The sequence below is a fragment of the Gilliamella sp. wkB178 genome (genome assembly GCF_001690705.1).
GTDB classification, from domain to species: Bacteria; Pseudomonadota; Gammaproteobacteria; order Enterobacterales; family Orbaceae; genus Gilliamella; species Gilliamella apicola_K.
The window spans coordinates 47,798-73,439 of record NZ_LZGK01000013.1; the positions used below are offsets into that span (position 1 = coordinate 47,798).

Sequence of the window (25,642 nt, forward strand, 5' to 3'; positions counted from 1 at the left end):
TTGAAGTTTGGCAAAATAGACAACTTAATTAGTAAAAATGACATCGTTAATAATGAGTATTAGTAAAATTTGAGTGACAAATTAAACACAATTTTCCTCAAACATTTGATAAACCAGGAATTAAATTAGGATGATTAAACAGATTAAACAAAAAATACTAGCATTGTTCCTACTTAGTTGCCTGAGTGGATTAGTTGTTTTTTCTGTGCCTGTTTATGCTGATCAAGAACTACCAATGTCATCTGAACCACAACCAGTAATAGATACAACGGAAGCAACTTCATCATCTGCAAACGCTGGTTTACATTCAACAACAGAGAAAGTTTATCGTCAAAAAGTGTTTTCATTATTGGGTGAGCCTAAATATGCCGATGATTTTGATCATCTTGAGTATGCTAATCCTAATGCTTATAAAGGTGGAATCATAAAATTAGCTGAGATAGGTAATTTTGATAATTTTAATCGATTTGCTAGTCGAGGTGTTCCTGAACTAAATTCGGCCTCTCTGTACGACACTCTTTTTACTAATACCGCCGACGATATTACTAGCTTTTATCCACTTATTGCCATTTCGATAACTTATTCAGATAGTTATCGTTGGGCGGAAGTTACCATTAACCCCGATGCGCGTTTTCAAGATGGTAAACCGATCACTGCTGAAGATGTGGCTTTTACCTTTCATAAATTTATGACTGAAGGTGTTCCTCAATATCGAGTCTACAATCAAGGGGTAACAGTTAAAGCAATAGATAATAATCGAGTACGTATTGATTTGCCTGCTACTGACCGCGAAAAATTACTTTCTTTTGTTGGTAATATTCCGGTTATTCCCAAACATTTTTGGCAAGATCATGATTTTTCGGAACCACTTAGCACCCCACCAATTGGTAGTGGTCCTTACTATATTAGTGACTATAAGATGGGACAATATGTGGTTTACAAGCGTAATCCTAATTATTGGGCGACTAATTTGCCGATTAATAAAGGCTTATATAATTTTGATGAAAAGCGTATTGAGTACTACATGGACAATAGTATTGCCTTGGAAGCATTTAAGGCGGGCGAATACGATTTCCGTGGTGAATCCCAGCCTAAAAATTGGTTTACTCAATATGAAGGTAAATATTTTGATGCCAACGAGATTATAAAACAAGAAAAACCGGTACAAACAGCTACAGATAGTCGGTGGTTAGCTTTCAATTTGCAAAAAGATCTATTTAAAGATATCAAAATTCGCGAAGCAATAACTTTAGCTTTTGATTTCGAATGGCTAAACCGAGCTTTTTATTATGAAAGCTATAAAAGGCCTTACAGCTTTTTTGAAAATACTATTTATGCGGCGATAGGTAAACCAAGTGAACAAGAATTAAAATGGCTAACGCCTTATAAGCATATTATTCCTGAGCGTGTGTTTGATAATGCTTATTATGTACCCAAAAGTGATGGCAAGGGGTTTAACCGCGACAATTTATTAAAAGCCAGTGAATTATTAAAACAAGCTGGGTGGGTTATTAAAGAGGGGAAACTTTTCAATGCTGAAACAGGACAACCTTTTGAGTTTGAACTGATTGCTGATCTTGGTGATGATATTAAATATGCTATTCCTTTTCAGCAAAATTTGGCCCGTTTAGGGATCACCATGAAAATTACAACCTTGGATCATGCGCAATTTATTCGTCGTATACGTGAACGAGATTATGATATGGCGCCACGTAATTATTATGCGGTGAATTACCCAACTTCAAACTTAATGATCAGTTGGGGCAGCCAATACCTTAATTCGTCTTGGAATGGTTCGGGTTTACACAATGAAGCCATTGATAACATCATTGCCGAGATAATTAAGAATGTGGACAACCAAGAAGAATTAATTCCACTCGGACGAGCGCTAGATAGAATATTAACTCAAGAATATCCAATGATCCCAATGTGGTATAACAGTAAAACTTATTACGCATTTTGGAACAAATTTGGTCAGCCAGCTATAAAACCAATTTATGGTATTGGCATCGATAGTTGGTGGTATGATGTTGATAAAGTAGCCAACCTGTCAAAGAATCGGGAACATTAATATGCTAAATTATTTTATTCGTCGCTTATTATTGATTATTCCTACGCTATTTGTGATTTTAACGATCAACTTCTTTATTGTGCAAGTAGCACCTGGCGGCCCGGTTGATCAAGCATTATCCATGATTGAGAACGGTCCACAAACTGGTCAAGGATTATTACCAGGAGGGGGGAGTGCCGCGGTACCATTACAGCAACCTAAAAACGAATCTAATTATCGAGGCTCGCGTGGTCTTGATCCACAAATTGTGGCGATGATAGAAAAACAATATGGTTTTGATAAACCTATTATGGAACGTTATTTGGAAACACTTAAAAAGTATGTGCTTTTTGATTTTGGTAATAGTTTTTTTAAAAATGAATCGGTACTAGGTCTAATTGCTAAAAGTTTACCTGTTTCAATTTCATTAGGGCTTTGGAGTACCATAATTGTTTATTTAATTTCCATCCCTTTAGGTATTCGTAAAGCAGTTAAAGATGGTTCAACTTTTGATTTTTGGTCAAGTACTCTGATTACTATTGGTTATGCCATACCACCTTTTTTATTGGCAGTATTACTAATCGTTTTATTTGCGGGTGGTAGTTATTGGGATATTTTCCCGCTGCGCGGATTAGTTTCCAACCATTTTGAGCAACTTGATCTATGGGGTAAAGTTAAAGACTATGCTTGGCATATTTGTTTACCAACTATAGCTATGGTAGTTAGTGGTTTTGCATCATTAACAATGTTGACTAAAAACTCATTTTTAGATGAAATTCGCAAACAATATGTTATTACTGCACGTGCCAAAGGATTAAGTGAACGGCAGATTTTGTATAAACATGTATTTCGTAATGCCACTTTATTAATTATTTCAGGCTTTCCTGCTGCATTTGTTGGGATTTTATTTACTGGTTCGTTATTGATTGAAATTATTTTTTCACTTAATGGGCTTGGGCTATTAGGCTATGAAGCCATTATTCAGCGTGATTATCCGGTAATTTTTGGTTCACTGTATATCTTTACCTTAATTGGACTTATAACTAAATTGTTATCTGATTTATCTTATATGATGATTGATCCGCGTATTGATTTTGAGGTTCGCAACTGATGACCACAAACTATTCTATTAATCAGCAACGTTGGCAACGATTTAAACATAATCGCCGTGGTTATTATTCTTTGTGGCTATTCTCGATTTTTTTTGTAATTAGTCTATTTTCAGATTTTATCGTTAATGACCGACCAATTTTTATTAAATATCAAGATAAATACTATTCACCAATTTTCCATTTTTATCCTGAATCTGAATTTGGTGGACAATTTGAGACCCAAACTAATTATTTGGATCCAGCAATCCAAAGTAAAATCAACGCTAATGGTTGGATTTTATGGGCACCATTTCGTTATAGTTACAATACATTAATTGCAGACACACCAAGCACTTTCCCCACTCCACCATCGACAACACACTGGTTAGGAACCACTGATGCCGGTTTTGATGTGTTAGCTAACATTTTGTATGGTTTTCGAATTTCAATGTTTTTTGCTATTTTCTTAACAGTTATTACCTCGATTATTGGAGTGATAATTGGTGCTATCCAAGGTTATTATGGCGGTAAAGTTGATTTAATTGGGCAAAGATTGATTGAAATTTGGAGTGGCTTACCGGAATTATTTGTGATTATCCTATTAGCCAGTATTTTACCGCTTAATTTTTGGTGGTTACTTGGGATTATAGTTCTGTTTGGCTGGATGGCTTTAGTGGGTATTGTCCGGGCTGAATTTTTACGCACCCGTAATTTTGATTATATTCGCGCAGCAAAAGCCATGGGGGTTAGCGATAGTAAAATTATGTTCCGCCATATGTTACCAAATGCAATGGTTGCAACATTAACTTTTTTACCATTTATATTATGCGGTTCAATTACCACTCTGACTTCATTGGATTTTTTAGGTTATGGATTACCGATTGATTCTCCTTCACTTGGCCGTTTATTGCTACAAGGAAAAAATAATTTACAAGCACCGTGGCTTGGCATTAGTTCTTTTTTAATTATTGCTACCTTATTGTCATTATTAATATTTATTGGTGAAGCAGTAAGAGATGCATTTGATCCTAACAAAGGAGGGTATCGATGAGTTCTCCTTTATTATCGATTCAGGATTTAAGTATTGCGTTTAGTAAAAATGCAAAAGAACAATTACAAGTTGTGAGTAATATCAGTTTTGATATTAATGAGCAAGAAACACTAGCATTAGTTGGTGAGTCAGGATCAGGTAAAAGTGTGACTGCGTTGTCAATATTACGCTTACTGCCTAAAGAGTTAGTTACTTATCCAACTGGCGATATTTTGTTTGCGGAAAAATCGTTACTTAATGCCCCAGTAAAAGAACTACGTAAAGTTCGTGGTAATCAGATTAGCATGATTTTTCAAGAACCTATGGTGTCACTTAATCCTTTACATACGGTAGAAAAACAATTGTATGAGGTCTTATCATTACACCGAGGAATACGCCGTAATGCTGCGCGTGCTGAAATTTTACAGTATCTTGATCGGGTAGGCATTAAACAACCTAAAAATAAATTAGCCGCATATCCGCATCAATTATCCGGTGGAGAAAGGCAGCGAGTAATGATTGCGATGGCAATTTTAACTCATCCAAAATTATTAATTGCTGATGAACCAACAACTGCATTGGATGTATCAGTACAGGCACAAATCATTCAGTTACTTAAAGAGCTAAAAAATGAACTCAACATGAGTATGTTGTTTATTTCGCATAATTTAGGCATTGTCAAAAAACTAGCGGATAAAGTTGCGGTAATGCAACAAGGGCAAATTGTTGAGTGTAATAATCGGCAACGTATATTTTTACGTCCAGAACATGAATATACTAAAACATTATTAAATTCTGAACCAACAGGTGATCCAGTGCCATTACCCGATACTCCGGGAATATTACTAAATGTTAATCATCTCAATGTTGAAGTGATAAGTAAAAAACACCTATTTAGCACAGAAAAAAGGAAGATTGTTGATAATATCGGGTTTGCGGTTCATCAAGGTGAAACAGTTGGTATTGTTGGCGAATCTGGTTCTGGTAAGAGTACGACGGCTTTAGCAATTTTACGTTTGCTTAAATCACGTGGAGATATTTTATTTGATAGCCATCCAATACAAAATCTAAGCGGAAAAAAACTGTTGCCATTTCGTAGCCGTATGCAAGTAGTATTTCAAGATCCTTTTTCTTCACTTAATCCACGTTTTAATGTGGAGCAGATAATTAGTGAGGGCTTAGTTACTTATAAAAAACTAAGTAAAGCAGAACGTGAAAAAACAGTTATTGATATAATGCAAGAGGTTGGCTTAGAGCCTGATATGCGTTTCCGCTATCCAACGGAATTTTCTGGTGGTCAACGACAACGTATAGCCATTGCCCGAGTGCTCATTTTACAACCGGAATTGTTAATTTTAGATGAGCCAACGTCATCACTCGATTACACAATTCAACGGCAAATTATCAATTTACTCAAATCATTACAAGAAAAACATCAATTAAGTTACTTGTTTATTAGTCATGATTTATCACTAGTTTATTCAATGTGCCATCAAGTTGTAGTGATGAAAGACGGTAAAATTATTGAGCAAGGATCGCGTGAAAAGATCTTTTATTCTCCCGAAACAGATTATACTAAAGCATTACTATCTTTTTTGGATAAACCACCAAAACCTAAAAACAAGACACTCATTCATGTTGATAAAATAACAAAAGTAGAAGCAAAAGAAGACCAAAAAGAGGATAAAAAACAACAAAAAGAGGTCAATTGGGCTGATGCTTTATTAATGCGGAAAAAGTAAGATACCATATAAAACTATATAGGATTCTTAATATACTGATATTAAGATAGTATTATTTTTAACAAATAAATATATTGATTAAGTTAGCGAGTTATTATGAACAAACGAACTTTAGCTTTTTTATTAACACCGTGCCTATCACTTTTTTCAATCAATGTGCTAGCACTTACTTGCAGTAATAAAGTTGATGAAAATATTGTTTCATCAAATAATTATATTTTTCAGATACTTGATTTTATTGATACACCAGTGAAAGGAATAAAGCAAGAAATTAGAACAACCAACACGATGATTGATGATAAAGGTATCGCAACAACGGCTAAGCAAACACTAGAATATGATCGCAATGGATTAATTTCTCAAAGCAAATATGATCTGTACTCTGGGAAAAATCAACGGCTTTATTCCGAACACTTACATAAAAATGCTGCTGGTTGGGAAAATATTATTGAAGATGTAGAGGATAAAACTACCAGTATTGTCCAATTTACTACTGATGATCAGGGTAGAATTATGCAGTCACTCCAAACCAAAAAAGCTTTAGATTTTGTCTTTGTGGAAACGGATACTTACCATTATGATGATAACAGTTGCTTGATTAATAAGAATGTTCAATGGCAACTTAAAGAAATTAATGCCAATGGTAAATTTACTGGTACAAATCAAAATGGATCATCAAAATATACTTTTGAATATAAAGAAAATCAATTAGCTCATGTGTTATATGATTTTAGTAACAACATGAAAAATGAAACTGCTTTCTTATATCAATTTGATGATGAAAATCGCATTAATTCTATTCAATCATCTTTTTTATTTGCTCGTAAAGATGCCACTCAATATACAACTAAATTCTTTAATTTTAACGATAAAAATGATTGGCTTTCAGCGACTAAAGTAAAGGCAAATCAAGATAATAAACATATTAATATTACAAGAGAACTGACCTATTATTAGTTGTTCAAACTACAATAGCGTTATTCATAATAACGCTATTTACTAGGGGATACAGTCAATTTAAACGCGTACGAATAAAATAAAAATTGCATGAGCAGTCCAAGCGAGAGCTAAGGCATAAATAAGTAATTTACCGCGTTTGGGATAAATTTTGAATTTATTCAATATAGTTAATATTTTGGGTAATCCAAACCAAATTGGTAGTGAAATCATTAGTAATAAAAATACTCTACCAAGATCAGTGTTCACTAATTTAAGAATATAAGAGCGACTAAGTGCATTACCAAATGGGATAATATACGCCATAATAATAATCACAATTGGCGAAAAAATTGCCGCCCAAGTGCCACCAAGTATAAATAATCCCCGAGCGACGGTACTATTTGACTGTTTATTTTCTGATTGTTGATTTTTCATCATTTAAATACCACTTATTTCAATACCAATAGAAGTAAATAAATCGATATTGCTATTGTTACGATCCACAAACCAGCAGAGATTAACCATGCCCGTGATTTTTGATTACCCTGACTTAAAGATGCTATTTTAGAAGTCGAATTAAACCATAGTATTGAGTGTAATAAAGCAATTAATAGTGCCAAACTATTTAGAGCAACAACAATTGGATTATGTAAAAAAAAGATAAAGCGATAAAATTCATCTTGCCCCATTGCATTGGTGTACATGCAAATAACGCCAAACATTAACACTAGGCTCACCCAAATCATAGCAAATGGAATTAATCTTCGCAAAATAGTAAATAATCGTGAGGGCGCCGTTTGGGGTTGAAGAATATTAAGTTGATGATCATTGCTTGGATATTTATCATTATTTTTTGGATTCATAAATCTCTCAATGTTACTTTTACCTTAGTGCAACTACATTTATGGTTATTCGATAGTATTGCACATACATTTTAGTAGTAAACCTATTTTAGGTTACTAAATTAAAGTGGGTAATGATATCGGTTTTTAACAATATAAAGCTTCGCATTATGTGCGTCTCACCAATAATCCTTTTTATTGAAATAAGGCTAATAGCCAGAATTAATTCAGTTAATCAATTAGATGATCCAAGTCATTATTACCTTAAATTATATGCAATAGTTATTTAGTATCGATATCTTCTTAGACAATTAAATAATATTAAAACAAATTTTTTTACTTTATATTGCTTAAATTATCTATCTTATGCTAAGTTTCGCTGAAAAATATTTTACTGCAAGCAGAAATGAATAATTCAAATCATAAAATTCCGGTTGGAATTATTGGTATTATTAGTGCTATTGGTATTGTATATGGTGATATTGGTACTTCACCATTGTATGTACTCAAGTCTATCATTCATGGTTTACCTGATAATCAGTGGGCTGACCCTTTTTATATTTTGGGGGCGGTTTCATGTGTGATTTGGACATTAACTATTCAAACAACACTCAAATATGTGATTATTACCTTACGTGCTGATAATAAAGGTGAAGGTGGTATTTTATCTTTATATGCTCTGATTCGCCGGCGTTATCAATGGACATTTGTTATTGCTATTATTGGTGCCGCTGCTTTACTGGCGGATGGTGCCATAACTCCAGCCATCACCATTATTACTGCAATTGAAGGTTTGAATGTTATTTATCCTTATGTTCCAGTGATTCCGGTCACCCTATTATTAATTGCGATTTTATTTTTTATCCAACCATTAGGAACAGGGGCTTTGGGTCGTTATTTTGGTATAGCGATGACAATTTGGTTTACAACATTGGGTATTTTAGGGCTTTATCGATTAGTGCCGCATTTTAATGTATTGGCAGCTTTTAACCCTATTTATGCGCTACGATTTATTCTTGAAGCACCTGATGCATTAGTTATTTTAGGCGCAATTTTCATGTGTACTACTGGGGCAGAGGCTTTATATTCTGATTTAGGTCACTGTGGGTTGAAAAATATTCGTATTTCTTGGGGATATGTTAAAAGTTGTTTGATTATTAATTACCTAGGGCAGGCTGCATGGGTAATCTATAACCCTCAAATTATTAGCCCTGACGTCAATCCTTTCTTTATGATGATGCCGGAATGGTTCAGATTAATTGGCATCATCATGTCAACATTGGCTGCATTTATTGCCTGTCAGGCATTAATTAGTGGTGCATTTACCATTATTAGTGAAGCCATGTCACTGGATTTATGGCCAAATGTCCGGGTTGAATACCCAACTTTAATTAAAGGTCAGATGTATATAAGATCGATAAATTATATCCTTTTTATTCTTTCGGGATTGATGGTACTGAGCTTCCAATCCTCAATTAATTTAGAAGCTGCTTATGGGTTAGCTATTACCTTAAGTATGTTGATGACCACGGTATTATTATTCTTTTATTTTATGAAAAATAATAAACCTCTTTGGTATAGTGTGCCATTAACACTATTTTTCATGCTAATTGAAATCGGTTTTTTTGTTGCTAATATTCAAAAATTCTTCCATGGTGGTTTTGCGTCTATTTTAATTGCTGGTTTTATTTTTATTCTTATGTACTCTTGGTTCACCGGGCGCCGTTTAAAACGAGAACATAATTCATTTGTTAAGCTGGATTCGGAATATTTAGCTAAAATTGTGGCAATTAGCCGTGATAAAACTATCGATAAAACCGCTACCCATCTTTTTTATTTAACTCGGGCACAAGGTTTACACGCGGTTGAGAGTAAGATAACCTATTCGTTATTTGAACGTAAGCCCAAGCGTGCAGACACATATTGGTTCATTTCAATTAATCGGATGGATGAACCTTATAAATTTGAGTATCAGATTGAAGTTTTAGTACCCTATAAAGTTTTTCGTATTGATCTAAATATTGGTTTTAAAGTGGATATGCATGTTGAACAATATGTACAATTAATTGCAACTAGGATGGAACAACAAAATTTAGTTAATTTATCCTCAAGGTACCCTTCAATAAAAGAACAACGTGGTGATAGTTTATACGTAATTGTTGAACGTACATTACGCAATGTTGATGTTAATTTTATTAATCGCCCAATGTTGGCTATTTATGCTTTTATTAAAAAGAAATTTACTTCGGATGCGGAAATGTTTGATATTGATCCAACTTTAACTTTAGTTGAATTTGTGCCCATGATCGCCAGTGAATATGAATCAGACGGTGAAACCTTAAAACAACTTATTGAGCAATCACAAATGGCAATTACGGGGACGTTGGATATTCCTGGCACAGAATCAGATGTCGATCATGATTAACTTTAAAAAAAATTAAAAAATAGCGTAGAATAGTAGGTTTGTAATAGTAGATTGGGGCTTTCATAAATTATTTACAGTCTATTATTCTAACAATAACAAAAGGGATAAGTATGACCGGCAAATTTATTGTCATAGAAGGGCTTGAAGGGGCGGGTAAAACCACGGCGATAAATACTGTAGCTCGTATTTTAAAGCAACATAATATTAATGACTTGCAATTTACGCGTGAACCTGGTGGCACACCCATTGCCGAGGCATTACGAGATATTATCAAAAATGGTATCGATGACGAACCTTTGACCGATAAAGCCGAGTTGTTAATGCTATATGCTGCACGGATACAACTCATTGATAATGTTATTAAACCGGCCTTAAAATTAGGTAAATGGGTTATTGGTGATCGCCATGACTTATCAACCCAAGCTTATCAAGGTGGCGGCCGCCAACTTGATAAAACGTTTATTGAGATGTTAAAACAACAAGTATTAGGTGATTTCAAACCCGATCTCACTTTATATTTGGATATTGATCCGGAAGTCGGTTTAATGCGAGCAAAATCTCGAGGAGAATTGGATCGGATTGAACAGCAATCTTTATTATTTTTTAATCGTATTCGTCAACGTTATCAAGAAATTGCACAAAATGATAATACCATTATTACTATAGATGCGGCTCAAACGATAGAAGATGTGGTTAGGCAAATAGAACAAGTTTTAGCAACATGGTTATCAAAGCAGGTTAGCAATGTATGAATTTTAGTGATTATCCTTGGCTTAAGTTACCTTATCAACAATTGGCTAGTGGTATTTTACACCAACGAACTCATCATGCTTTATTAATTAATTATGTTCAAGGTAGTGGTGAAGATGAACTAATTAAACTACTAGCTAACCGATTATTGTGTGAATCTACAAACCAATTAGATCCTTGCCTAAGTTGCCATAGTTGTCAGTTATTTGGGGTTAATAATCACCCAGATTATTATGTGATTACTAATGAACAAGGGAAACAATCAATTGGTATTGATCAGATACGGAATATATCCAGCAAGGTTTATGAAAAATCGCAGCAGGGTGGTAATAAGGTTATTTGGATTAAACACGCGTCTTTAATGACGGAAGCGGCAGCCAATGCATTACTAAAAACGTTAGAAGAACCACCTGAAAAAACGTATTTTATTTTAAGTGATGAGCATAATAGTCACTTATTACCTACAATTCATAGTCGTTGTTTCAGCTATTTTTTGGCAGTCCCTAATTTAGAACAATCTGTCGAGTGGTTAAAAAAACAACATAATCAACAGTATAATGATAATGAACTTGCCACCGCATTATTATTGAGCGAAAATGCGCCATTAACCGCTTTAGCATTATTAGAACCAGAAAAATGGCAACAACGCAAACAATTTTGCGATAATTTATCTCATGTATTGCCACAAAATAATTATTGGCAATTGGCAAAAACATTTGATCATGAGCAATTTTTAGAAAGAATTATTTGGTTCAGCACTTTATTAAGTGATGCGCTAAAAGCTAAACAAAAAGTTGGCCGTTTTATCATTAATCGTGATCAAGTACCGTTAGTTAGGTTACTCGCTACGCAGAATAATGAAAAAATTACGGCGCTTTATGATTTATGGTTGCAAGCAAGAACCCAGTTACTTTCTGTGACTGGATTAAATAAAGAATTAATTGTTTATAATGTACTTGCACAATCAGAATTGATTAATTAGTCGGTTAAACTCCGAATTAATTTGTAAAGATGTTTCCTGAAAGGTATACGTTTAAGTAAAAAAGGAATGTAGTGAGTTATTTATCTATCGAATTTGGTTTGCTATTTATTGCCTTCTTCGCCTTGTATTGGGGATGCCGTTTATTACCTAAATTACAAAATAAATTATTGTTAATAGTCAGTTACTTAGTTGTTTGTAGTTATAGCTGGCAATTTGCACTTATCCTTTTTATTTATACCTGTGTGATTTATTTTCTTTCCATTAAGATATATAAATCAGAATACCATGCAAGACGATGGTTAATTTTAAGTATATGTGTGGCCATTACTAATTTAGCTATATTTAAGTATTTTGATTTTTTCCGCTATGAACTACAAAATCTGCTCAATTTTTTAAATATATCGTTGCTATTACCGGTAGTTTCGGTATTAATTCCAATTGGTATTTCATTTTATACCTTTCACTCGGTCAGTTATTTGGTCTCGATAAAAAAGAAAGAAATACCAGTAACTAAATTTTGGAATTTTGCGTTATTTTTATCTTTCTTCCCAAGTATTATTGCCGGGCCAATCAACCGAGCTAAAGACTTTTTACCTCAAATTGCTATTAGTGAACCACGGGAAATATTAGAACCATTACGAGCCTTTACTTTGATTATTCTCGCGATAATTAAAGTATATTGTTTAGGTGGCTTAATTAGTGATAATTGGGTTAAACCGATCTTTGCTAATCCATTAGAGTTTAATGTTATTGATTTAGTTGTCGGGCTTTATGCTTATGCAATGCAGATTTATTTAAACTTTTCTGGCTATACAGATTTAGTAACAGGTATTGCTTTGTTATTAGGTTTTCGTTTACCTATTAACTTTAATTGCCCTTACTTATCGTTAAATTTACGCGAGTTTTGGGGGCGTTGGCATATTAGTTTGTCTTATTGGATCCGCGATTATATTTATATTCCTCTTGGTGGTAACCGTCGTAGTTTTACGCGAACACAAATTAATGTCATGGTTGCGATGCTTCTTTCCGGATTATGGCATGGTGCGGGAATTAATTTTATAATTTGGGGTGCTTGTCATGGCATTGGTATTGTCGCCTTAAATATTGGAGATAAGTACCTTGGCCGCGATTGGTTAACTAAACGATCCTCATTTGCTGCACGTTTATTAACTTGGCATTATATTTGTTTTACTTGGTTATTTTTTAATAGTGAAAGTCTTGCTGATGCGTTAGATTATTTAGTTGCATTAACGCATAATTTTTCAGTCGAACCACATTATGCTGGGGCATTTTTAATAATATGCTTTATTTATCTTGCTTATCCAATATGTAAAAATTTACCGGATTGGTTCACAACACAACTTAGCAAGCTAAATCAAAGTTATTTGCCTTTTGTTTTTATTTTGATATTGTGGTTGGTTATTTATATTGCACCATCAGGGGTGCCAAATTTTATTTATGCTAATTTTTAATTATGATGTTTAATGATGATGATATATAGAAAATCGTTTTCAAAAAATAAAAAAAGACCTAAATCGAATTTGAAACGGCAACGTCATAACTCGCTGAATAAAAGTGCTATTAAACCAACTAATAAATCAAAAAATATTCATAACAATTTATCTGTAAATACCCAAAAACCTTTGACTGTTAGGTATATTCTATTTGTATTGTCATTTACAGCTATTGTATTAATGGGTATCTATTACAAATCAATACTCATTTATTGGCAACAGACTTATCATTCGGATCTTTTACATAGTGATTCCTTAACGGCCACAGAGTCAACAACTGAACAACAAGAAGAAGTAATTAGTGAAGATGAAACTAATCAACAAAATATTGCTGCGCTTGAAAATAATACCCCAATTCAATCAAATGATGTTGCATTAGCGGCTAATGAAGAACAAAAACCTAAATTAACAGTCGAAAAAACGGATGTTATAAAAGAGGATAGTAAAAACCAACTTGAGGTAAATGAAGTAAATAAAGTTGAAAATAGTCAACAACCAATAGCAGACAAAAGTATCCAACCGCTAACCGCTACACCAATAGATAGTCAAAATCTAACCACAGAACAACATGCTGTTACTTTGACTGAAGTGTCAGATGTGCCATTAATTGATCATCCCGTTCCTATTGTGTTAACGGAACATGATAAAGTTTTCTTCGCTGGTGATTCATTGATGCAAGGTGTTGCACCATATGTCAAAAAAATGTTATTCAAGCAGTATAAAATTGAAAGCTTAGATTTGAGTAAACAAAGTACAGGGCTTGCTTACCCTAGTGCCTTTGATTGGCCTAAAACCATTGAAGATAATTTGGTTACCGATCCCACAATTAAACTACTGGTGATTTTTTTAGGACCTAATGATCCTTGGGACTTTCCAGTTAAAGGATACGTTAAATATGCAAAGTTTAAGTCTGATCTTTGGGAAGAACAATATCGTTTACGGATAGAAACAATTTTAAATAGTGCTAGAGCGCATAATGTGCAGGTACTTTGGTTAGCAGCGCCTTGTATGCGTAAACCGAAATTGAATGAAGGTATGATTTACTTAAATATATTATATAAATCTGAATTAGAAAAAAATAAGCAACATTTTTTAACAACTAATAATTTATTAGGTTGTACTTATGAAAAATTCAATAACTTTATCGAGACAGATAAAGAAAAAATTAAAGTGAGGGTTGATGATGGCATTCATTTTACACCAACAGGCCAAAAAATTTTGGCAAAGGCCATTATGGAAAAAATCACTTTTAAAGAATAAGAGGATACCTATAGTGCTTAAGTTTTTAAAATATATTATTGCCGCTTTTGCAGTGACAATTACTGTCGGGTGCAGTGTGGCAGAAAGTAAAACAACCACGAATGTATCTGGTGTTATCGATTTTGGTGATCCCAATGCCAAGCAATTTGTTACCAGATTAAAATCGTTAACGAGTAATAAAAGTAAAGATCAAGTTGTCAATATAACCCAGTTTGGGGATTCGCATACGGCAGCAGATTTTTTTACAGGTGAATTTAGGACATTGATGCAAGAAAAATATGGTAATGCTGGAATTGGTTGGGTAACACCGGTTTCAATAAAAGGACAAAACCATACCGCTGTTAATTGGAAATTTAAAAACTGGGATGTGTTAAGTAGTAGAACTTTAACTAATCAAGATTTCCCTATGGGTGGGTTTATTGCAAAACCAACTAAAGATCGAGCAACAATTCAAATCATACCCAACAATTTAAATAATAAGGATTGGCAGGTTAAATTAACGTTTAAGACACTTAAAAACTCAACTGATTCACTTAAGCTTTATGATGTAAACAATAATCCAATCAGTTTTAGTTATATTCCTAAAACTAATGTTTGGCAAACATCTTCGGTTATTTCTAAAATGCCGTTAGTAATTATAAGTAAAAATGATGTTGAGTTAAGTGGTATTTGGTTAACTAAAAATCATCAATCCGGGGTGGTGGTTTCTGCTATTGCTACCAATGGAGCTAAACAGACCATCTGGCAAAAATGGAACCCAAGTTGGTTCAAAGAATTAGCTTCATCGAAGAGTGATCTGGTGATACTTGAGTATGGAACTAATGAAAGCTTTGACGAAACTTTAGATTTTAATGAGTATCGAAAAAATTTAGTCAGTAATATTCGTCAAATTCGCAAGTCATTGCCTAAGGCAGCAATTTTGTTGATATCCCCGCCAGATACTATGGCTAATGAAAAAGATGCGCCGAAGTCGTTTGCGCAAATAAAAAATATCCAAAAGCAAGTAGCGAAAAATGAAAAAACATTGTTTTGGGATTGGCAAGCGGCCATGGGTGGCAAATATTCTATTAAGAATTGGCGGCAAAGAGGACTTGCTCGTCCAGATTTGGTGCACCAAACCTTGCAAGGTTATAAAGAAAGTGCGCGAATTTTTTATGCCGATTTAAATGAATTTGTTAAAAAAAATAAATGATAATTAAATATTAAAAAGGAAAATACAAATTATGTCATCACCAATCATTGTTGCTGTTGATTTTGCTGATGTTAAATCGGCTTGGGATTTTATTGATCGAGTCGATCCTAAGGATTGTCGCCTGAAAATAGGTAAAGAACTGTTTACTCATGCTGGGCCAGAATTTATTAAGAAGGTTATGCAAAAAGGGTTTGATATTTTTTTAGATCTTAAATTTCATGATATTCCTAATACAGTGGCAAAAGCTGTAGCTGCCACAGCTGATTTAGGTGTATGGATGACTAATGTACATGCAAGTGGTGGTTCTAGAATGATGGAAGCCGCTAAAGATGCTTTATATGCTTATGGTAAGGATGCCCCATTATTAATTGCTGTGACAGTATTAACCAGTATGGAATCGGCAGATTTAAAAGAAATTGGTATCAATGCTTCGCCGCTTGAACAAACCACTAAATTAGCTATTTTAGCAAAAAATTGTGGCCTTGATGGTGTAGTATGTTCAGCTAAAGAAGTGCAAAGTTTTAGAACTCGTTTAGGTAGCGACTTCAAACTCGTTACTCCAGGTATTCGTCCAGTTGGGACAAATCCTGATGATCAACGTCGTATTATGACACCACAACGGGCGCAAGCTGCAGGTTCTGATTATTTGGTAATTGGGCGACCAATTACTCAAGCAAAGGATCCTGCTAAAGCGTTGCAATTAATTTTATCTACTTTGGATTTAACTAAGAATTGATAACTATGTCTGACAATCCACTGGTTTATAGTACTGAAAAGGGGCGTATTAAACCCATAGAACCGATCATAACGCGAGCTAAAGGGGATGGAATTATCCGTATTCAACGACAAATTGCTGGTCGGAAAGGTAAAGGGGTTTGTGTTATATCCGGATTTGATTGTGATAATGAGCAATTATTACAATTAGCGGCTGAACTTAAAAAACGTTGTGGTTGTGGTGGCTCAGTTAAAGATGGAGTGATTGAAATTCAAGGTGATAAACGTGATTTATTAAAGTCATTAATTGAAAATAAAGGCTTTAAAGTTAAATTAGCAGGTGGGTAATTTTGAAGGTATAACTCCCATGATGGTAAAGTGGGAGTTATTAATTTATAAATTAATTTGATCTATAAGTACGCATTTTTTTGCTAATTTCACGACGTTCTTTCGAGATTTCAGCATTTTTAATAATATAGTCGTCAACACGATCATCATAGTCACTTTTCATATTAGCAATAATGGCTTGCAGTTCATCGTAACTCATATCCGGTTTTATATATTCACTTAAGTTTTCTAGCAATAGAACTCGTTTTTGGTTATCACGGATTTTTTTCTCATTATCGGAAATTTCACGTTTTAACTTGTTTAAACGGCGTGATAAACGAATGTATTCTAATACATCTTGAAATGATGGTGCGGCTGATTTTTCCTTGTCCATCTATAACCCCTTATTTCTAAAAATGGAAAATTGAATTCTGAATAATTATATACTATTAATTTTTTAAGGTCATATTAATTATGAGGATTGGATTAAGGGACTAGGCATATCATTTTTTATTTAGAAAGTTTACCCTTATGATATATTGAATATTTTTAAATTGAAAACATAGCTTTATGTTGAAATATCTTGAATAAAATTTGATAAAAATAAAAACAACTATTAAGAATTCATGCAAAGTATTATACAATAGCCTGATATTTGAAAAGAGTACCAGATTGAGAGAGTTATAATGAGCTGGATCGAAAAAATTCTAAGTAAAAATAATATATCGGCTGACCACAAAAAAGCAAATATACCTGGTGGTGTTTGGACAAAGTGTAGTAATTGTGAACAAGTAATTTACCAAGCTGAACTTGATCGTAATTTGGAAGTTTGCCCTAAGTGTGATCACCATATGCATATTCCTGCACGCGTTAGATTATATCGTTTTTTAGATGAAGATTCGGATGTTGAAATTGGATCTGATTTAAAACCTAAAGATATTTTAAAATTTAAAGATACAAAAAAATATAAAGATCGGTTAGCTGCAGCACAAAAAGAAACTCATGAAAATGAAGCATTAGTAGTAATGAAAGGTAAATTACTTGGTATTCCGGTTGTAGTTGCTTGTTTTGAGTTTGCTTTCATTGGCGGCTCAATGTCTTCTGTAGTCGGCGCATTATTTGTTCGAGCTGCCGAGCAGGCTATAGCAGATAAGTGCCCATTAATTTGTTTTTCAACAAGTGGTGGAGCCAGAATGCAAGAGGCACTTTTTTCTTTGATGCAAATGGCAAAGACCAGTGCTATTCTTGCCAAAATGCAAGATGAAGGTTTACCTTATATTTCCGTGATGACCGATCCTACTATGGGTGGAGTATCGGCTAGCTTGGCGATGCTTGGCGATATAAATATTGCTGAACCCAAAGCCTTAATTGGTTTTGCCGGGCCGCGAGTTATTCAACAAACTGTTCGGGAAACATTGCCAGAAGGTTTTCAACGTAGTGAATTTTTATTAGAAAAAGGTGCAATCGATTTAATTGTTCATCGTAAAGATATGCGCCCTAAAATTGCTAGTTTATTAGCGAAGTTAATGAAACGTCCAAATCCTTTTAATGATGTCACCATTAATGAGATAGTTTAATTGATTATGCGAGTGAAAGTTCCTAATGCCATGTCTGATATACAGACATGGCTTTGTTATTTAGAGCAACTGCATCCTACAACCATTGAACTGGGGTTAGATCGAGTAAAGACAGTTGCTCAGCGACTTGATTTATTACAACCGGCAGACGTGGTATTTACTGTTGCTGGTACCAACGGTAAAGGGACGACTTGCCGTACGCTCGAAATGATTTTACTTGCTGATAAAATGCGAGTTGGTGTTTATAGTTCTCCACACTTATTAAGATTTACTGAACGAGTCCGAATAAATAATCAAGAATCTACAGAGCAAGATACAGTTAACGCGTTCGCTGAAATTGAAAAATCACGTGGAGATATATCGCTAACTTATTTTGAATATGCAACATTAGCAGCTCTGTATCAATTCAAACAGGCAAAATTGGATGTAGTTATTTTAGAAGTAGGGCTTGGTGGTCGGTTGGATGCGACTAATATTGTTGATGCTGATATATCCGTAATAACGACTATTGGTATTGATCATGTTGAATATTTGGGTAATACTCGGGAAAGTATAGGGCGTGAGAAGGCGGGTATTTTTAAGCCCAAAAGTATTGCAGTTGTTGGTGAACCAGATGTACCAAATACAATACTTGAGGCGGCAAATTTAATTGGTTGTCCACTTTGTTTGGTCAATCGTGATTGGTCTTATCACCAAATTGATAAACATCAGTGGCAGTTTGATTCACCATTAAAGCAGTACCAATGTTTGCCTATGCCTATGGTTCCTTTAGCTAATGCTGCAACAGCCATAGCTGCCTTAACTTATTCGACTTTAAAAGTTAGCCAACAAGCAATTAGTGAAGGATTAACACAAGCAAGTTTAATTGGGCGGTTTCAAAAAATCCAAGCTTCACCAATAGTTATTTTAGATGTAGCCCATAACCCCCATGCAGCCGATTATTTATCTAAACAGCTTGAACAGCTAAAAGCCGAACAACCTTCAGTAGGTAAAGTGAGGCTTGTTATTGGTATGCTTAAGGATAAGGATATTAAAAGTACCTTAGAAGTATTACCAGGAGATGTTTGGTATTGTGCATCACTATATGGAGAAAGGGGATGTAGTGGCGAGGTTTTAAAACAATACCTACAGGATAATGGTGTAAATGATGTTACTTGTTTTGAGACTGTTTCTGATGCCTATCATAAGGCGATGCAAGATGCTAAGGAAGATGATATTATCGTGGTATGTGGTTCATTTCATACAGTATCTAATGTGTTAGCAATTTTAAGTATTAAGTGAAATCAATCATGTCAAAAAATCAAAAAAGCATAACTAATAATCAGAATCGAGTACGCAATCGGCTAGTCGGTTTTGCAACATTATTATTAATTTTAGCCGCTATAGCGCCATGGATTTTAACCGATAAATCAAGTACTCGAACATCAACAACTCCTATTTTAAAACCAGATGTAGTTAGTCAGCAAAATCAAGTCACATCTTCAACGGATGATTCTAATAATAATTTTGCCAATAATAATACTAATAATTTACCTGATATCCCTTATATTCCTAATGAAGAACAAAATTCTGATTCAACAATATCTCCTAACATTACCGATGGAGTTGATACATCGGTTCAAAGTTCTGGTACTACCCAATCAGAGCCAGACTCTAAGTTATATATGATTCAACTTACCGCATTAAAAAATAAACAAAAAATAGAAGAACTGGTTGCGCTTTTAAGATTGAATAATTATAACGTAAGGGTGATACCTAAAAATCCGGAACCTAATCAGTTAATCAAATTACAAGTAGGCCCTTATGCTAAAAAAGAACAAGCTGAACAAGTTATTATCAGTTTGAATAATTTAACAAAATTAAAGGGCATTATTGTTGCTAACTAGTTGTTATAGTTATATAAAATGAAAAAGTAAATTGTCTTTAAATTTCATTAAAACAGTTCTATTTAAAGTTATAAATAGTAATTAAAATAAAAATATTTTATTAACATATTTGGCGAATTATTATGATGAATTGGGTTGATTTTACTATTATTGGTGTGATTGTTTTTTCTGCATTAATTAGTATTGTAAGGGGGTTTGTTCGTGAGGCCTTATCTCTTATTAGTTGGGTATTAGCCTTTGTTATTGCTAGCCGATTTTATATTTATATTACGGAATATTTGACTTATTTCGATAGTGATTTAGTGCGTAATGCAGTAGCAATAGCCATTCTTTTTATTGTTACTTTACTTGTGTGTGCGGTGGTTTCTTATATTATTGGTGAATTAGTTCAAAGAACCGGGTTATCAGGTACCGATCGTGTATTAGGTATCTGCTTTGGTGTGTTACGCGGAATTTTAATTGTGGCGGCTGTATTGTTTTTTGTTGACACTTTTACACCGCTATCTCAATCACCTTATTGGAGTCAATCGCAGCTTATCCCTCATTTTCATTTTATTATTCGGTGGTTTTTTGACTATATACAAAATTCGTCTTCATTTTTAGTACATTAACTTTGAGGTAATTATTGTATGTGTGGAGTTGTTGGTATTGTTGGATGTAATTCAGTTAATCAATCTATTTACGATGCATTAAATGTTTTGCAACATCGTGGTCAAGATGCTGCGGGTATTGTTACCATTGATGAGGAAAATCGCTTCCGATTACGTAAAGCAAATGGTTTAGTAAAAGATGTGTTCCAAGAACATCACATGCAACGTTTACAAGGTAAACTAGGTATTGGGCATGTTCGTTACCCAACTGCCGGTAGTTCAAGCCCTTCTGAAGCTCAACCGTTTTATGTTAATTCACCATATGGTATTACTCTTGCTCATAATGGTAATTTAACTAATACCGATGAATTACGAGATAAAGTATTTGAACTGGCAAAACGCCATATTAATACCAATTCTGATTCAGAGGTATTACTTAATATTTTGGCCCATGAACTTGATAAATTCCCAACTTATCCACTTAGTGCCGATAACATTTTTACAGCAATACATAATGTTCATGAAATAATTAAAGGTGCTTATGCTTGTGTGGCAATGATTATTGGGCATGGTCTTATCGCATTTAGAGATCCCTATGGTATTCGACCTTTGGTTATTGGTAAGCGAGTCACTGAGAATCAACAAGTTGAATATATGGTAGCTTCAGAAAGTGTGGCATTAGATATTTTAGATTTTGAACTTATCCGCGATGTACAACCTGGTGAAGCAATCTACATAACCCAAGATGGAAAGTTTTATTCTCAGCAATGTGCTAATAACCCACAATATTATCCATGTATTTTTGAATATGTTTATTTTGCCAGACCAGATTCGTTAATGAATGGTGTATCAGTTTATCAATCACGTATATTAATGGGGCAAAAGTTGGGGCAAAAAATAGCTAGAGAATGGCAAGATATTGATATTGATGTCGTCATTCCAATACCGGAAACCTCTTGTGATGCCGCCTTAGAAATTGCCCGTATATTGAATAAGCCCTATCGACAAGGATTTGTCAAGAATCGTTATATAGGTAGAACTTTTATTATGCCTGGTCAAACTGCTCGTAAACTTTCGGTAAGGCGTAAACTTAACGCTAATCGTATTGAATTTGAAGGTAAGAATGTTTTATTAGTTGATGATTCAATAGTCCGTGGAACAACATCACAACAAATATTGGAAATGGTACGTTCAGTAGGTGCTAAAAAAGTTTATTTAGCATCGGCGGCTCCAGAAATTCGATATCCAAATGTATATGGTATTGATATGCCGGTTGCTAGCGAGCTCATTGCATATAATCGCACTGTAGATGAAATAGCTAAAGATATTGGAGCTGATCTCCTTATTTTTCAAGATTTAAATGATTTGGTTGAGGCTGTAAGAACAGAAAATCCGCATATTAAAAATTTTGAATGTTCAGTATTTGATGGTAAATATGTTACCGAAGGTATTAATGATAATTATTTCTCATTATTAGAACAACGTCGTAGCGATCACACCCAAAAAACTCCCCTGAAAGAGTCTGAAAACCTAGAAATTTATAATGAAGGTTAACAATAGACTATCTGTAAACAATCAAAATATGACAAAAAAATTAGAAATAGATATAAAAATATATTTTTTATCTATTTCTATCTTTAATCAAGTAATAAAAACTCATTAAACTAATTAATATAACAAATAAGTGATTTAAGTAAATATTAATATTATTCAATATATTAATCTAAATGGATGGTAATTATTATCATTTAATAATGTATTAACTATTTGAAAAATAATATTAAAAATAATTAATTAAAAAAAATCACAAAAAAATATAAAAATAGTTTTCTAAATGACTTTTTTGTAATAAAATTCTTCATAACAAATTTAGTTTTGTAAAGAAGTTTAAAGATTCTTAATCAATTAGAGTACAAATAAAAAGATAGTAAGCATAATGTTAAAAAATAATGATAAATAATATTAGCTAGTATCTTGGTTAAGATTATAATTATATTTGAAATATAAGGAATAATTAAGATGAAAATGAATCTTAGTTTAACAGTAATTTCAGCATTTATGATTGCAGCATTTAGTTGCCATTCAGCTTTTGCGGATAAAACTGATTCATCTTCGTCAGTTGCCGTTGATAGCAATAAAGTGATTGAGTTAAAAGACGGTTCTAAAGTTCGTGAGATGATTAACAATCAGCAACGAAGCCTTTATCAAATAGCGCTTTTAAGTAATATTTCTATTGCCGAATTGCGTGAGATGAATGCCGGTCGTTTTAATAATAAAGATACGGTTGAAGTTGGAGACCGTCTAGTTCTTCCCGTGAATTCCCCTATATTACCTGCAATAAAAAAAGCTGATTCAAATACTAAAGACAAACACTCAAATTTACCTCAATTAAGTTCTGATGATAATTACAACCCAAAAAACGATAAAGATGCGGTTGCCACCCAAGTTGCATCAACATTGCAAACATTATCATCGCAAGATTGGAAACAAATATCGTCTTCAGATAATGGGGGGGTGTCTGGACACCTTAAAGATAAAGGTAAAGATTATGCTGAAGGTTACGTGCGTAATGGTGTTAAAAGTCAAGTAGTCGATCCTTTACGTAGTGCCGCTCAAGATCTTTTAGGTCGCTTTGGTACCGCTCAATTACAGTTTGATGTTGGTGATAAAGGTGAATTCAATAATCTTAATATGAAATTATTTAGCCCTTGGTATGATAGTGATAGTACCTTAATATTTTCTCAAATGTCATTCCAAGAATATGAACATAATCGCAGAATTGGTAACTTTGGTATTGGTCAACGCTGGGATGTAGCCGATAAAAAATGGTTACTTGGTTATAATATCTTTTTTGATCACGACTTTCAAAGATCGCATAATCGTTTAGGTATTGGTACGGAAGCGTGGACTGATTTTATGAAATTTGCGGTTAACTATTATCACCCATTATCTGATTGGAAAGATTCCCGTGACTTTGATGATTATTTAGAACGAGCAGCAAAGGGATTTGATGTCCGTTTCCAAGGTTATTTACCACAATATCCTCAATTTGGTGGTTCATTGATGTATGAACAATATTTTGGTGATAAAGTGGCTTTGTTTGGTAAAGATAATCTTCAAAAAAATCCAAAGGCTGTTACTGTAGGTTTAGATTATACTCCAGTTCCACTTTTTACTATTAAAGCTGAACATAAACAAGGTCAAAACAGTAAGCATGATACCAAAGCGGAATTGACCATGAATTTTCGTATTGGTACCCCGTTAAAAGATCAGTTAGATCCAGATATGGTTCAAGTTGCTCGCTCGTTAAAAGGTAGTCGTTATGATCTTGTAGATCGTAATAATTATATTGTTTTAGAATATAAAGAAAAGAAAATGAGTGTTGACTTGGGGCTTGAAGCGCTTCAATTCATCGAAGGTGAAACTTATGGTGTTAGTATTAATGTCCATAATGCCAAAGTAGTAAGTAAATTATCTTGGTCTGGTGATATGGCCGAAATTGATGCTGGGGGTGGTTTCTTCTGCTCTGCAGTAGGTTTATGTACGTCTTCCACATGGCAAGCACCAACAACAGAAACAAATAATTGGAAGATTGTTGCACCAGCTTATGTTGATCAAAATGGTCTACGCCATCCAGTAGCTACAAATGGCAAATATACTTTAATGGTTACTGTAACTAATTCTCATGGTAAATCAGCAACATCTAATCCGGTTACTTTTGAAGTTTTGCCAAATTTAACTGTGCGTAAACTTGCGGTTTATGCAGTAGATCAATCAGGGAGCAAAACTGTTTTAGCCAATAATAATGCCGATGGGCTAAGTGCCGTAACTTTAATGGCAAGCTTGGTTAAATCGAAAAATATAGATGGTGTAATCAGTTCAGTTAATGATGTAATTGGTTTTAGTGATGAAGCAGCTATGTCGCAAATACCAGATACTTTTGAAGCGATACAAAAAAATTGGACAGCTATAAGTAATGGTAGAAAAATTACATTAGTTGATGGCACTTCAGGGAATGTACGTGCATGCCCAACATCAGAGCCTTGTGTAATTGTTAAATCATTTGAAAAAGTTAAAATGGGGCAACATGTTTCCTCAAATTCTGCTACAGCCTCTGGTACTACAGTTATTGGTGATACATATACATTAGATGTTGCTTCTAATATTAATGGACTAGTTGATTTTAATATGACATTAGATCAATATGGCACGTCCATTAATAAAGCTTCTGTTAATTTTACTGGTGGTGGGGTTGGAACTATTCAAGTTTGGAATGCTAATAGTGGTGTATTAGTAGCTAGTGCTAAAGGTTCAAGTTTACTTGAGTTTGATACTAATTTACCTAATCAGTTACGCCAATGGAAAGTTGATAGTGAATATTATGTAAAAGCGTATGATGCTGGTGGAGTAGAAATACAAAATCCATTTGTTATTTGGTCATTAGTTGATAGTAATTCCTCTGCATGTCCAGGTGTAGTTGCCACTACTTTACCAAGTGCATTACAAAAACCTCAAGGTCCGTGGTTTAATGTAAGTATGGGTAGGGATGCTCATTATATAATAAGAAGTGCTAGAACTCTTAGTTATGCAACTAGTGGAACAAGTATTCCAGCATCTTCTGATGTTCCAGCTGGTTTAAATGTTGATTTAAGTTCAGTAACTGCATCACCTACTGCATGTGCTGGTGATCAAGGATTTAAATTACAAGTAGCGGTGTATTAATTGATGTGT

20 protein-coding genes and 2 pseudogenes are annotated in these 25,642 nt (G+C 33.9%); 19 read left to right on the forward strand and 3 right to left on the reverse strand.

All coding sequences use genetic code 11. The features are described from left to right. Window positions 1-235 precede the first annotated feature (235 nt). The 5 genes and pseudogenes from A9G13_RS04495 to A9G13_RS04515 all read left to right on the forward strand — a co-directional run bounded on the left by A9G13_RS04495 (window position 236) and on the right by A9G13_RS04515 (window position 6,870). Window positions 236-2,071, forward strand: a complete 1,836-nt coding sequence (locus tag A9G13_RS04495; protein WP_065557076.1) for an extracellular solute-binding protein — start codon at window positions 236-238, stop codon at window positions 2,069-2,071. Window position 2,072: 1 nt separating this feature from the next. Beyond that, entirely contained in the window at window positions 2,073-3,161 is a 1,089-nt protein-coding gene (locus A9G13_RS04500; RefSeq protein WP_065556428.1) for a microcin C ABC transporter permease YejB, read from the forward strand. Next, window positions 3,161-4,192 carry an ABC transporter permease gene (locus tag A9G13_RS04505; RefSeq protein ID WP_065556429.1) on the forward strand — a complete coding sequence of 344 codons (1,032 nt, stop codon included), beginning with the start codon at window positions 3,161-3,163 and terminating at the stop codon, window positions 4,190-4,192. Before A9G13_RS04500 ends, A9G13_RS04505 begins: the two co-directional genes overlap by 1 nt. Next, window positions 4,189-5,772, forward strand: a pseudogene (gene yejF, locus A9G13_RS04510) (microcin C ABC transporter ATP-binding protein YejF); the annotation flags it as partial. The gene A9G13_RS04505 and the pseudogene yejF, both read left to right, overlap by 4 nt. Window positions 5,773-6,009: 237 nt before the next feature. Beyond that, window positions 6,010-6,870: a hypothetical protein gene (locus A9G13_RS04515; protein ID WP_065556431.1), complete on the forward strand. Its 861-nt coding sequence runs from the start codon at window positions 6,010-6,012 to the stop codon at window positions 6,868-6,870. 60 nt (window positions 6,871-6,930) lie between these two features. On the opposite strand, the gene frdD is transcribed toward A9G13_RS04515, so the two are convergent. Both frdD and A9G13_RS04525 read right to left on the reverse strand, forming a co-directional pair. Beyond that, window positions 6,931-7,290 (reverse strand): fumarate reductase subunit FrdD, encoded by a 360-nt coding sequence (gene frdD / locus A9G13_RS04520; protein WP_081301161.1) that lies wholly within the window; start codon window positions 7,288-7,290, stop codon window positions 6,931-6,933. A gap of 11 nt (window positions 7,291-7,301) precedes the next feature. After that, window positions 7,302-7,715 (reverse strand): hypothetical protein, encoded by a 414-nt coding sequence (locus A9G13_RS04525; protein ID WP_065556432.1) that lies wholly within the window; start codon window positions 7,713-7,715, stop codon window positions 7,302-7,304. A gap of 385 nt (window positions 7,716-8,100) precedes the next feature. Here A9G13_RS04525 and A9G13_RS04530 point away from each other — a divergent pair, with 385 nt between their 5' ends. The 8 genes from A9G13_RS04530 to yciH all read left to right on the forward strand — a co-directional run bounded on the left by A9G13_RS04530 (window position 8,101) and on the right by yciH (window position 16,879). Further along, window positions 8,101-10,119, forward strand: a complete 2,019-nt coding sequence (locus A9G13_RS04530; protein ID WP_065556433.1) for a KUP/HAK/KT family potassium transporter — start codon at window positions 8,101-8,103, stop codon at window positions 10,117-10,119. A gap of 110 nt (window positions 10,120-10,229) precedes the next feature. Continuing rightward, on the forward strand, window positions 10,230-10,871 hold the full coding sequence (tmk, locus tag A9G13_RS04535) for a dTMP kinase (protein ID WP_065556434.1): 642 nt from the start codon (window positions 10,230-10,232) through the stop codon (window positions 10,869-10,871). After that, entirely contained in the window at window positions 10,868-11,851 is a 984-nt protein-coding gene (gene holB / locus A9G13_RS04540; protein WP_065556435.1) for a DNA polymerase III subunit delta', read from the forward strand. The genes tmk and holB overlap by 4 nt, the downstream gene beginning before the upstream one ends. 71 nt (window positions 11,852-11,922) lie before the next feature. Next, window positions 11,923-13,323, forward strand: coding sequence for an MBOAT family O-acyltransferase (locus A9G13_RS04545; RefSeq protein WP_065556436.1), 1,401 nt, complete (start codon window positions 11,923-11,925; stop codon window positions 13,321-13,323). A 12-nt stretch (window positions 13,324-13,335) separates the two neighbouring features. After that, window positions 13,336-14,625 carry an SGNH/GDSL hydrolase family protein gene (locus A9G13_RS04550; RefSeq protein ID WP_065556437.1) on the forward strand — a complete coding sequence of 430 codons (1,290 nt, stop codon included), beginning with the start codon at window positions 13,336-13,338 and terminating at the stop codon, window positions 14,623-14,625. A gap of 13 nt (window positions 14,626-14,638) precedes the next feature. Beyond that, entirely contained in the window at window positions 14,639-15,817 is a 1,179-nt protein-coding gene (locus A9G13_RS04555; RefSeq protein WP_176701947.1) for a GDSL-type esterase/lipase family protein, read from the forward strand. Between the two features lie 31 nt (window positions 15,818-15,848). After that, on the forward strand, window positions 15,849-16,553 hold the full coding sequence (pyrF, locus tag A9G13_RS04560; RefSeq protein ID WP_065556438.1) for an orotidine-5'-phosphate decarboxylase: 705 nt from the start codon (window positions 15,849-15,851) through the stop codon (window positions 16,551-16,553). Window positions 16,554-16,558: 5 nt separating this feature from the next. Further along, the gene (yciH, locus tag A9G13_RS04565) at window positions 16,559-16,879 is read left to right on the forward strand and encodes a stress response translation initiation inhibitor YciH (RefSeq protein WP_065556439.1); all 321 of its coding nucleotides are present in this window, start codon (window positions 16,559-16,561) and stop codon (window positions 16,877-16,879) included. Window positions 16,880-16,931: 52 nt separating this feature from the next. Here yciH and tmaR read toward each other — a convergent pair whose 3' ends face one another. Beyond that, entirely contained in the window at window positions 16,932-17,252 is a 321-nt protein-coding gene (tmaR, locus tag A9G13_RS04570) for a PTS system regulator TmaR (protein ID WP_065556440.1), read from the reverse strand. A gap of 292 nt (window positions 17,253-17,544) precedes the next feature. Between tmaR and accD the strand changes: the two genes are divergently transcribed. From accD to A9G13_RS04600, 6 genes and pseudogenes are all read left to right on the forward strand, one after another. After that, window positions 17,545-18,435 carry an acetyl-CoA carboxylase, carboxyltransferase subunit beta gene (gene accD, locus A9G13_RS04575; protein WP_065556441.1) on the forward strand — a complete coding sequence of 297 codons (891 nt, stop codon included), beginning with the start codon at window positions 17,545-17,547 and terminating at the stop codon, window positions 18,433-18,435. A gap of 3 nt (window positions 18,436-18,438) precedes the next feature. Further along, complete coding sequence (folC, locus tag A9G13_RS04580) at window positions 18,439-19,716, forward strand: bifunctional tetrahydrofolate synthase/dihydrofolate synthase (protein WP_141670894.1); 1,278 nt, start codon at window positions 18,439-18,441, stop codon at window positions 19,714-19,716. Window positions 19,717-19,724: 8 nt separating this feature from the next. After that, complete coding sequence (locus A9G13_RS04585; protein ID WP_065556443.1) at window positions 19,725-20,321, forward strand: SPOR domain-containing protein; 597 nt, start codon at window positions 19,725-19,727, stop codon at window positions 20,319-20,321. A 125-nt stretch (window positions 20,322-20,446) separates the two neighbouring features. After that, on the forward strand, window positions 20,447-20,932 hold the full coding sequence (locus tag A9G13_RS04590) for a CvpA family protein (protein WP_065557079.1): 486 nt from the start codon (window positions 20,447-20,449) through the stop codon (window positions 20,930-20,932). An 18-nt stretch (window positions 20,933-20,950) separates the two neighbouring features. Beyond that, window positions 20,951-22,358, forward strand: a pseudogene (gene purF, locus A9G13_RS04595) (amidophosphoribosyltransferase); the annotation flags it as partial. A 572-nt stretch (window positions 22,359-22,930) separates the two neighbouring features. Then, on the forward strand, window positions 22,931-25,633 hold the full coding sequence (locus tag A9G13_RS04600; protein WP_065556445.1) for an inverse autotransporter beta domain-containing protein: 2,703 nt from the start codon (window positions 22,931-22,933) through the stop codon (window positions 25,631-25,633). Window positions 25,634-25,642 lie beyond the last annotated feature (9 nt).

Excerpts from the sequence above, each read along its gene's own strand:
- A9G13_RS04505 (WP_065556429.1), top strand. The coding sequence starts at position 3,161 with ATGACCACAAACTATTCTATTAATCAGCAACGTTGGCAACGATTTAAA.
- pyrF (WP_065556438.1), top strand. The coding sequence starts at position 15,849 with ATGTCATCACCAATCATTGTTGCTGTTGATTTTGCTGATGTTAAATCG.
- A9G13_RS04525 (WP_065556432.1), bottom strand. The coding sequence starts at position 7,715 with ATGAATCCAAAAAATAATGATAAATATCCAAGCAATGATCATCAACTT.
- A9G13_RS04590 (WP_065557079.1), top strand. The coding sequence starts at position 20,447 with ATGAATTGGGTTGATTTTACTATTATTGGTGTGATTGTTTTTTCTGCA.
- frdD (WP_081301161.1), bottom strand. The coding sequence starts at position 7,290 with ATGATGAAAAATCAACAATCAGAAAATAAACAGTCAAATAGTACCGTC.
- A9G13_RS04600 (WP_065556445.1), top strand. The coding sequence starts at position 22,931 with ATGAAAATGAATCTTAGTTTAACAGTAATTTCAGCATTTATGATTGCA.
- tmk (WP_065556434.1), top strand. The coding sequence starts at position 10,230 with ATGACCGGCAAATTTATTGTCATAGAAGGGCTTGAAGGGGCGGGTAAA.
- accD (WP_065556441.1), top strand. The coding sequence starts at position 17,545 with ATGAGCTGGATCGAAAAAATTCTAAGTAAAAATAATATATCGGCTGAC.
- A9G13_RS04550 (WP_065556437.1), top strand. The coding sequence starts at position 13,336 with ATGATGATGATATATAGAAAATCGTTTTCAAAAAATAAAAAAAGACCT.
- tmaR (WP_065556440.1), bottom strand. The coding sequence starts at position 17,252 with ATGGACAAGGAAAAATCAGCCGCACCATCATTTCAAGATGTATTAGAA.
- A9G13_RS04500 (WP_065556428.1), top strand. The coding sequence starts at position 2,073 with ATGCTAAATTATTTTATTCGTCGCTTATTATTGATTATTCCTACGCTA.
- yciH (WP_065556439.1), top strand. The coding sequence starts at position 16,559 with ATGTCTGACAATCCACTGGTTTATAGTACTGAAAAGGGGCGTATTAAA.
- holB (WP_065556435.1), top strand. The coding sequence starts at position 10,868 with ATGAATTTTAGTGATTATCCTTGGCTTAAGTTACCTTATCAACAATTG.
- A9G13_RS04585 (WP_065556443.1), top strand. The coding sequence starts at position 19,725 with ATGTCAAAAAATCAAAAAAGCATAACTAATAATCAGAATCGAGTACGC.
- A9G13_RS04530 (WP_065556433.1), top strand. The coding sequence starts at position 8,101 with ATGAATAATTCAAATCATAAAATTCCGGTTGGAATTATTGGTATTATT.
- A9G13_RS04495 (WP_065557076.1), top strand. The coding sequence starts at position 236 with ATGTCATCTGAACCACAACCAGTAATAGATACAACGGAAGCAACTTCA.
- A9G13_RS04515 (WP_065556431.1), top strand. The coding sequence starts at position 6,010 with ATGAACAAACGAACTTTAGCTTTTTTATTAACACCGTGCCTATCACTT.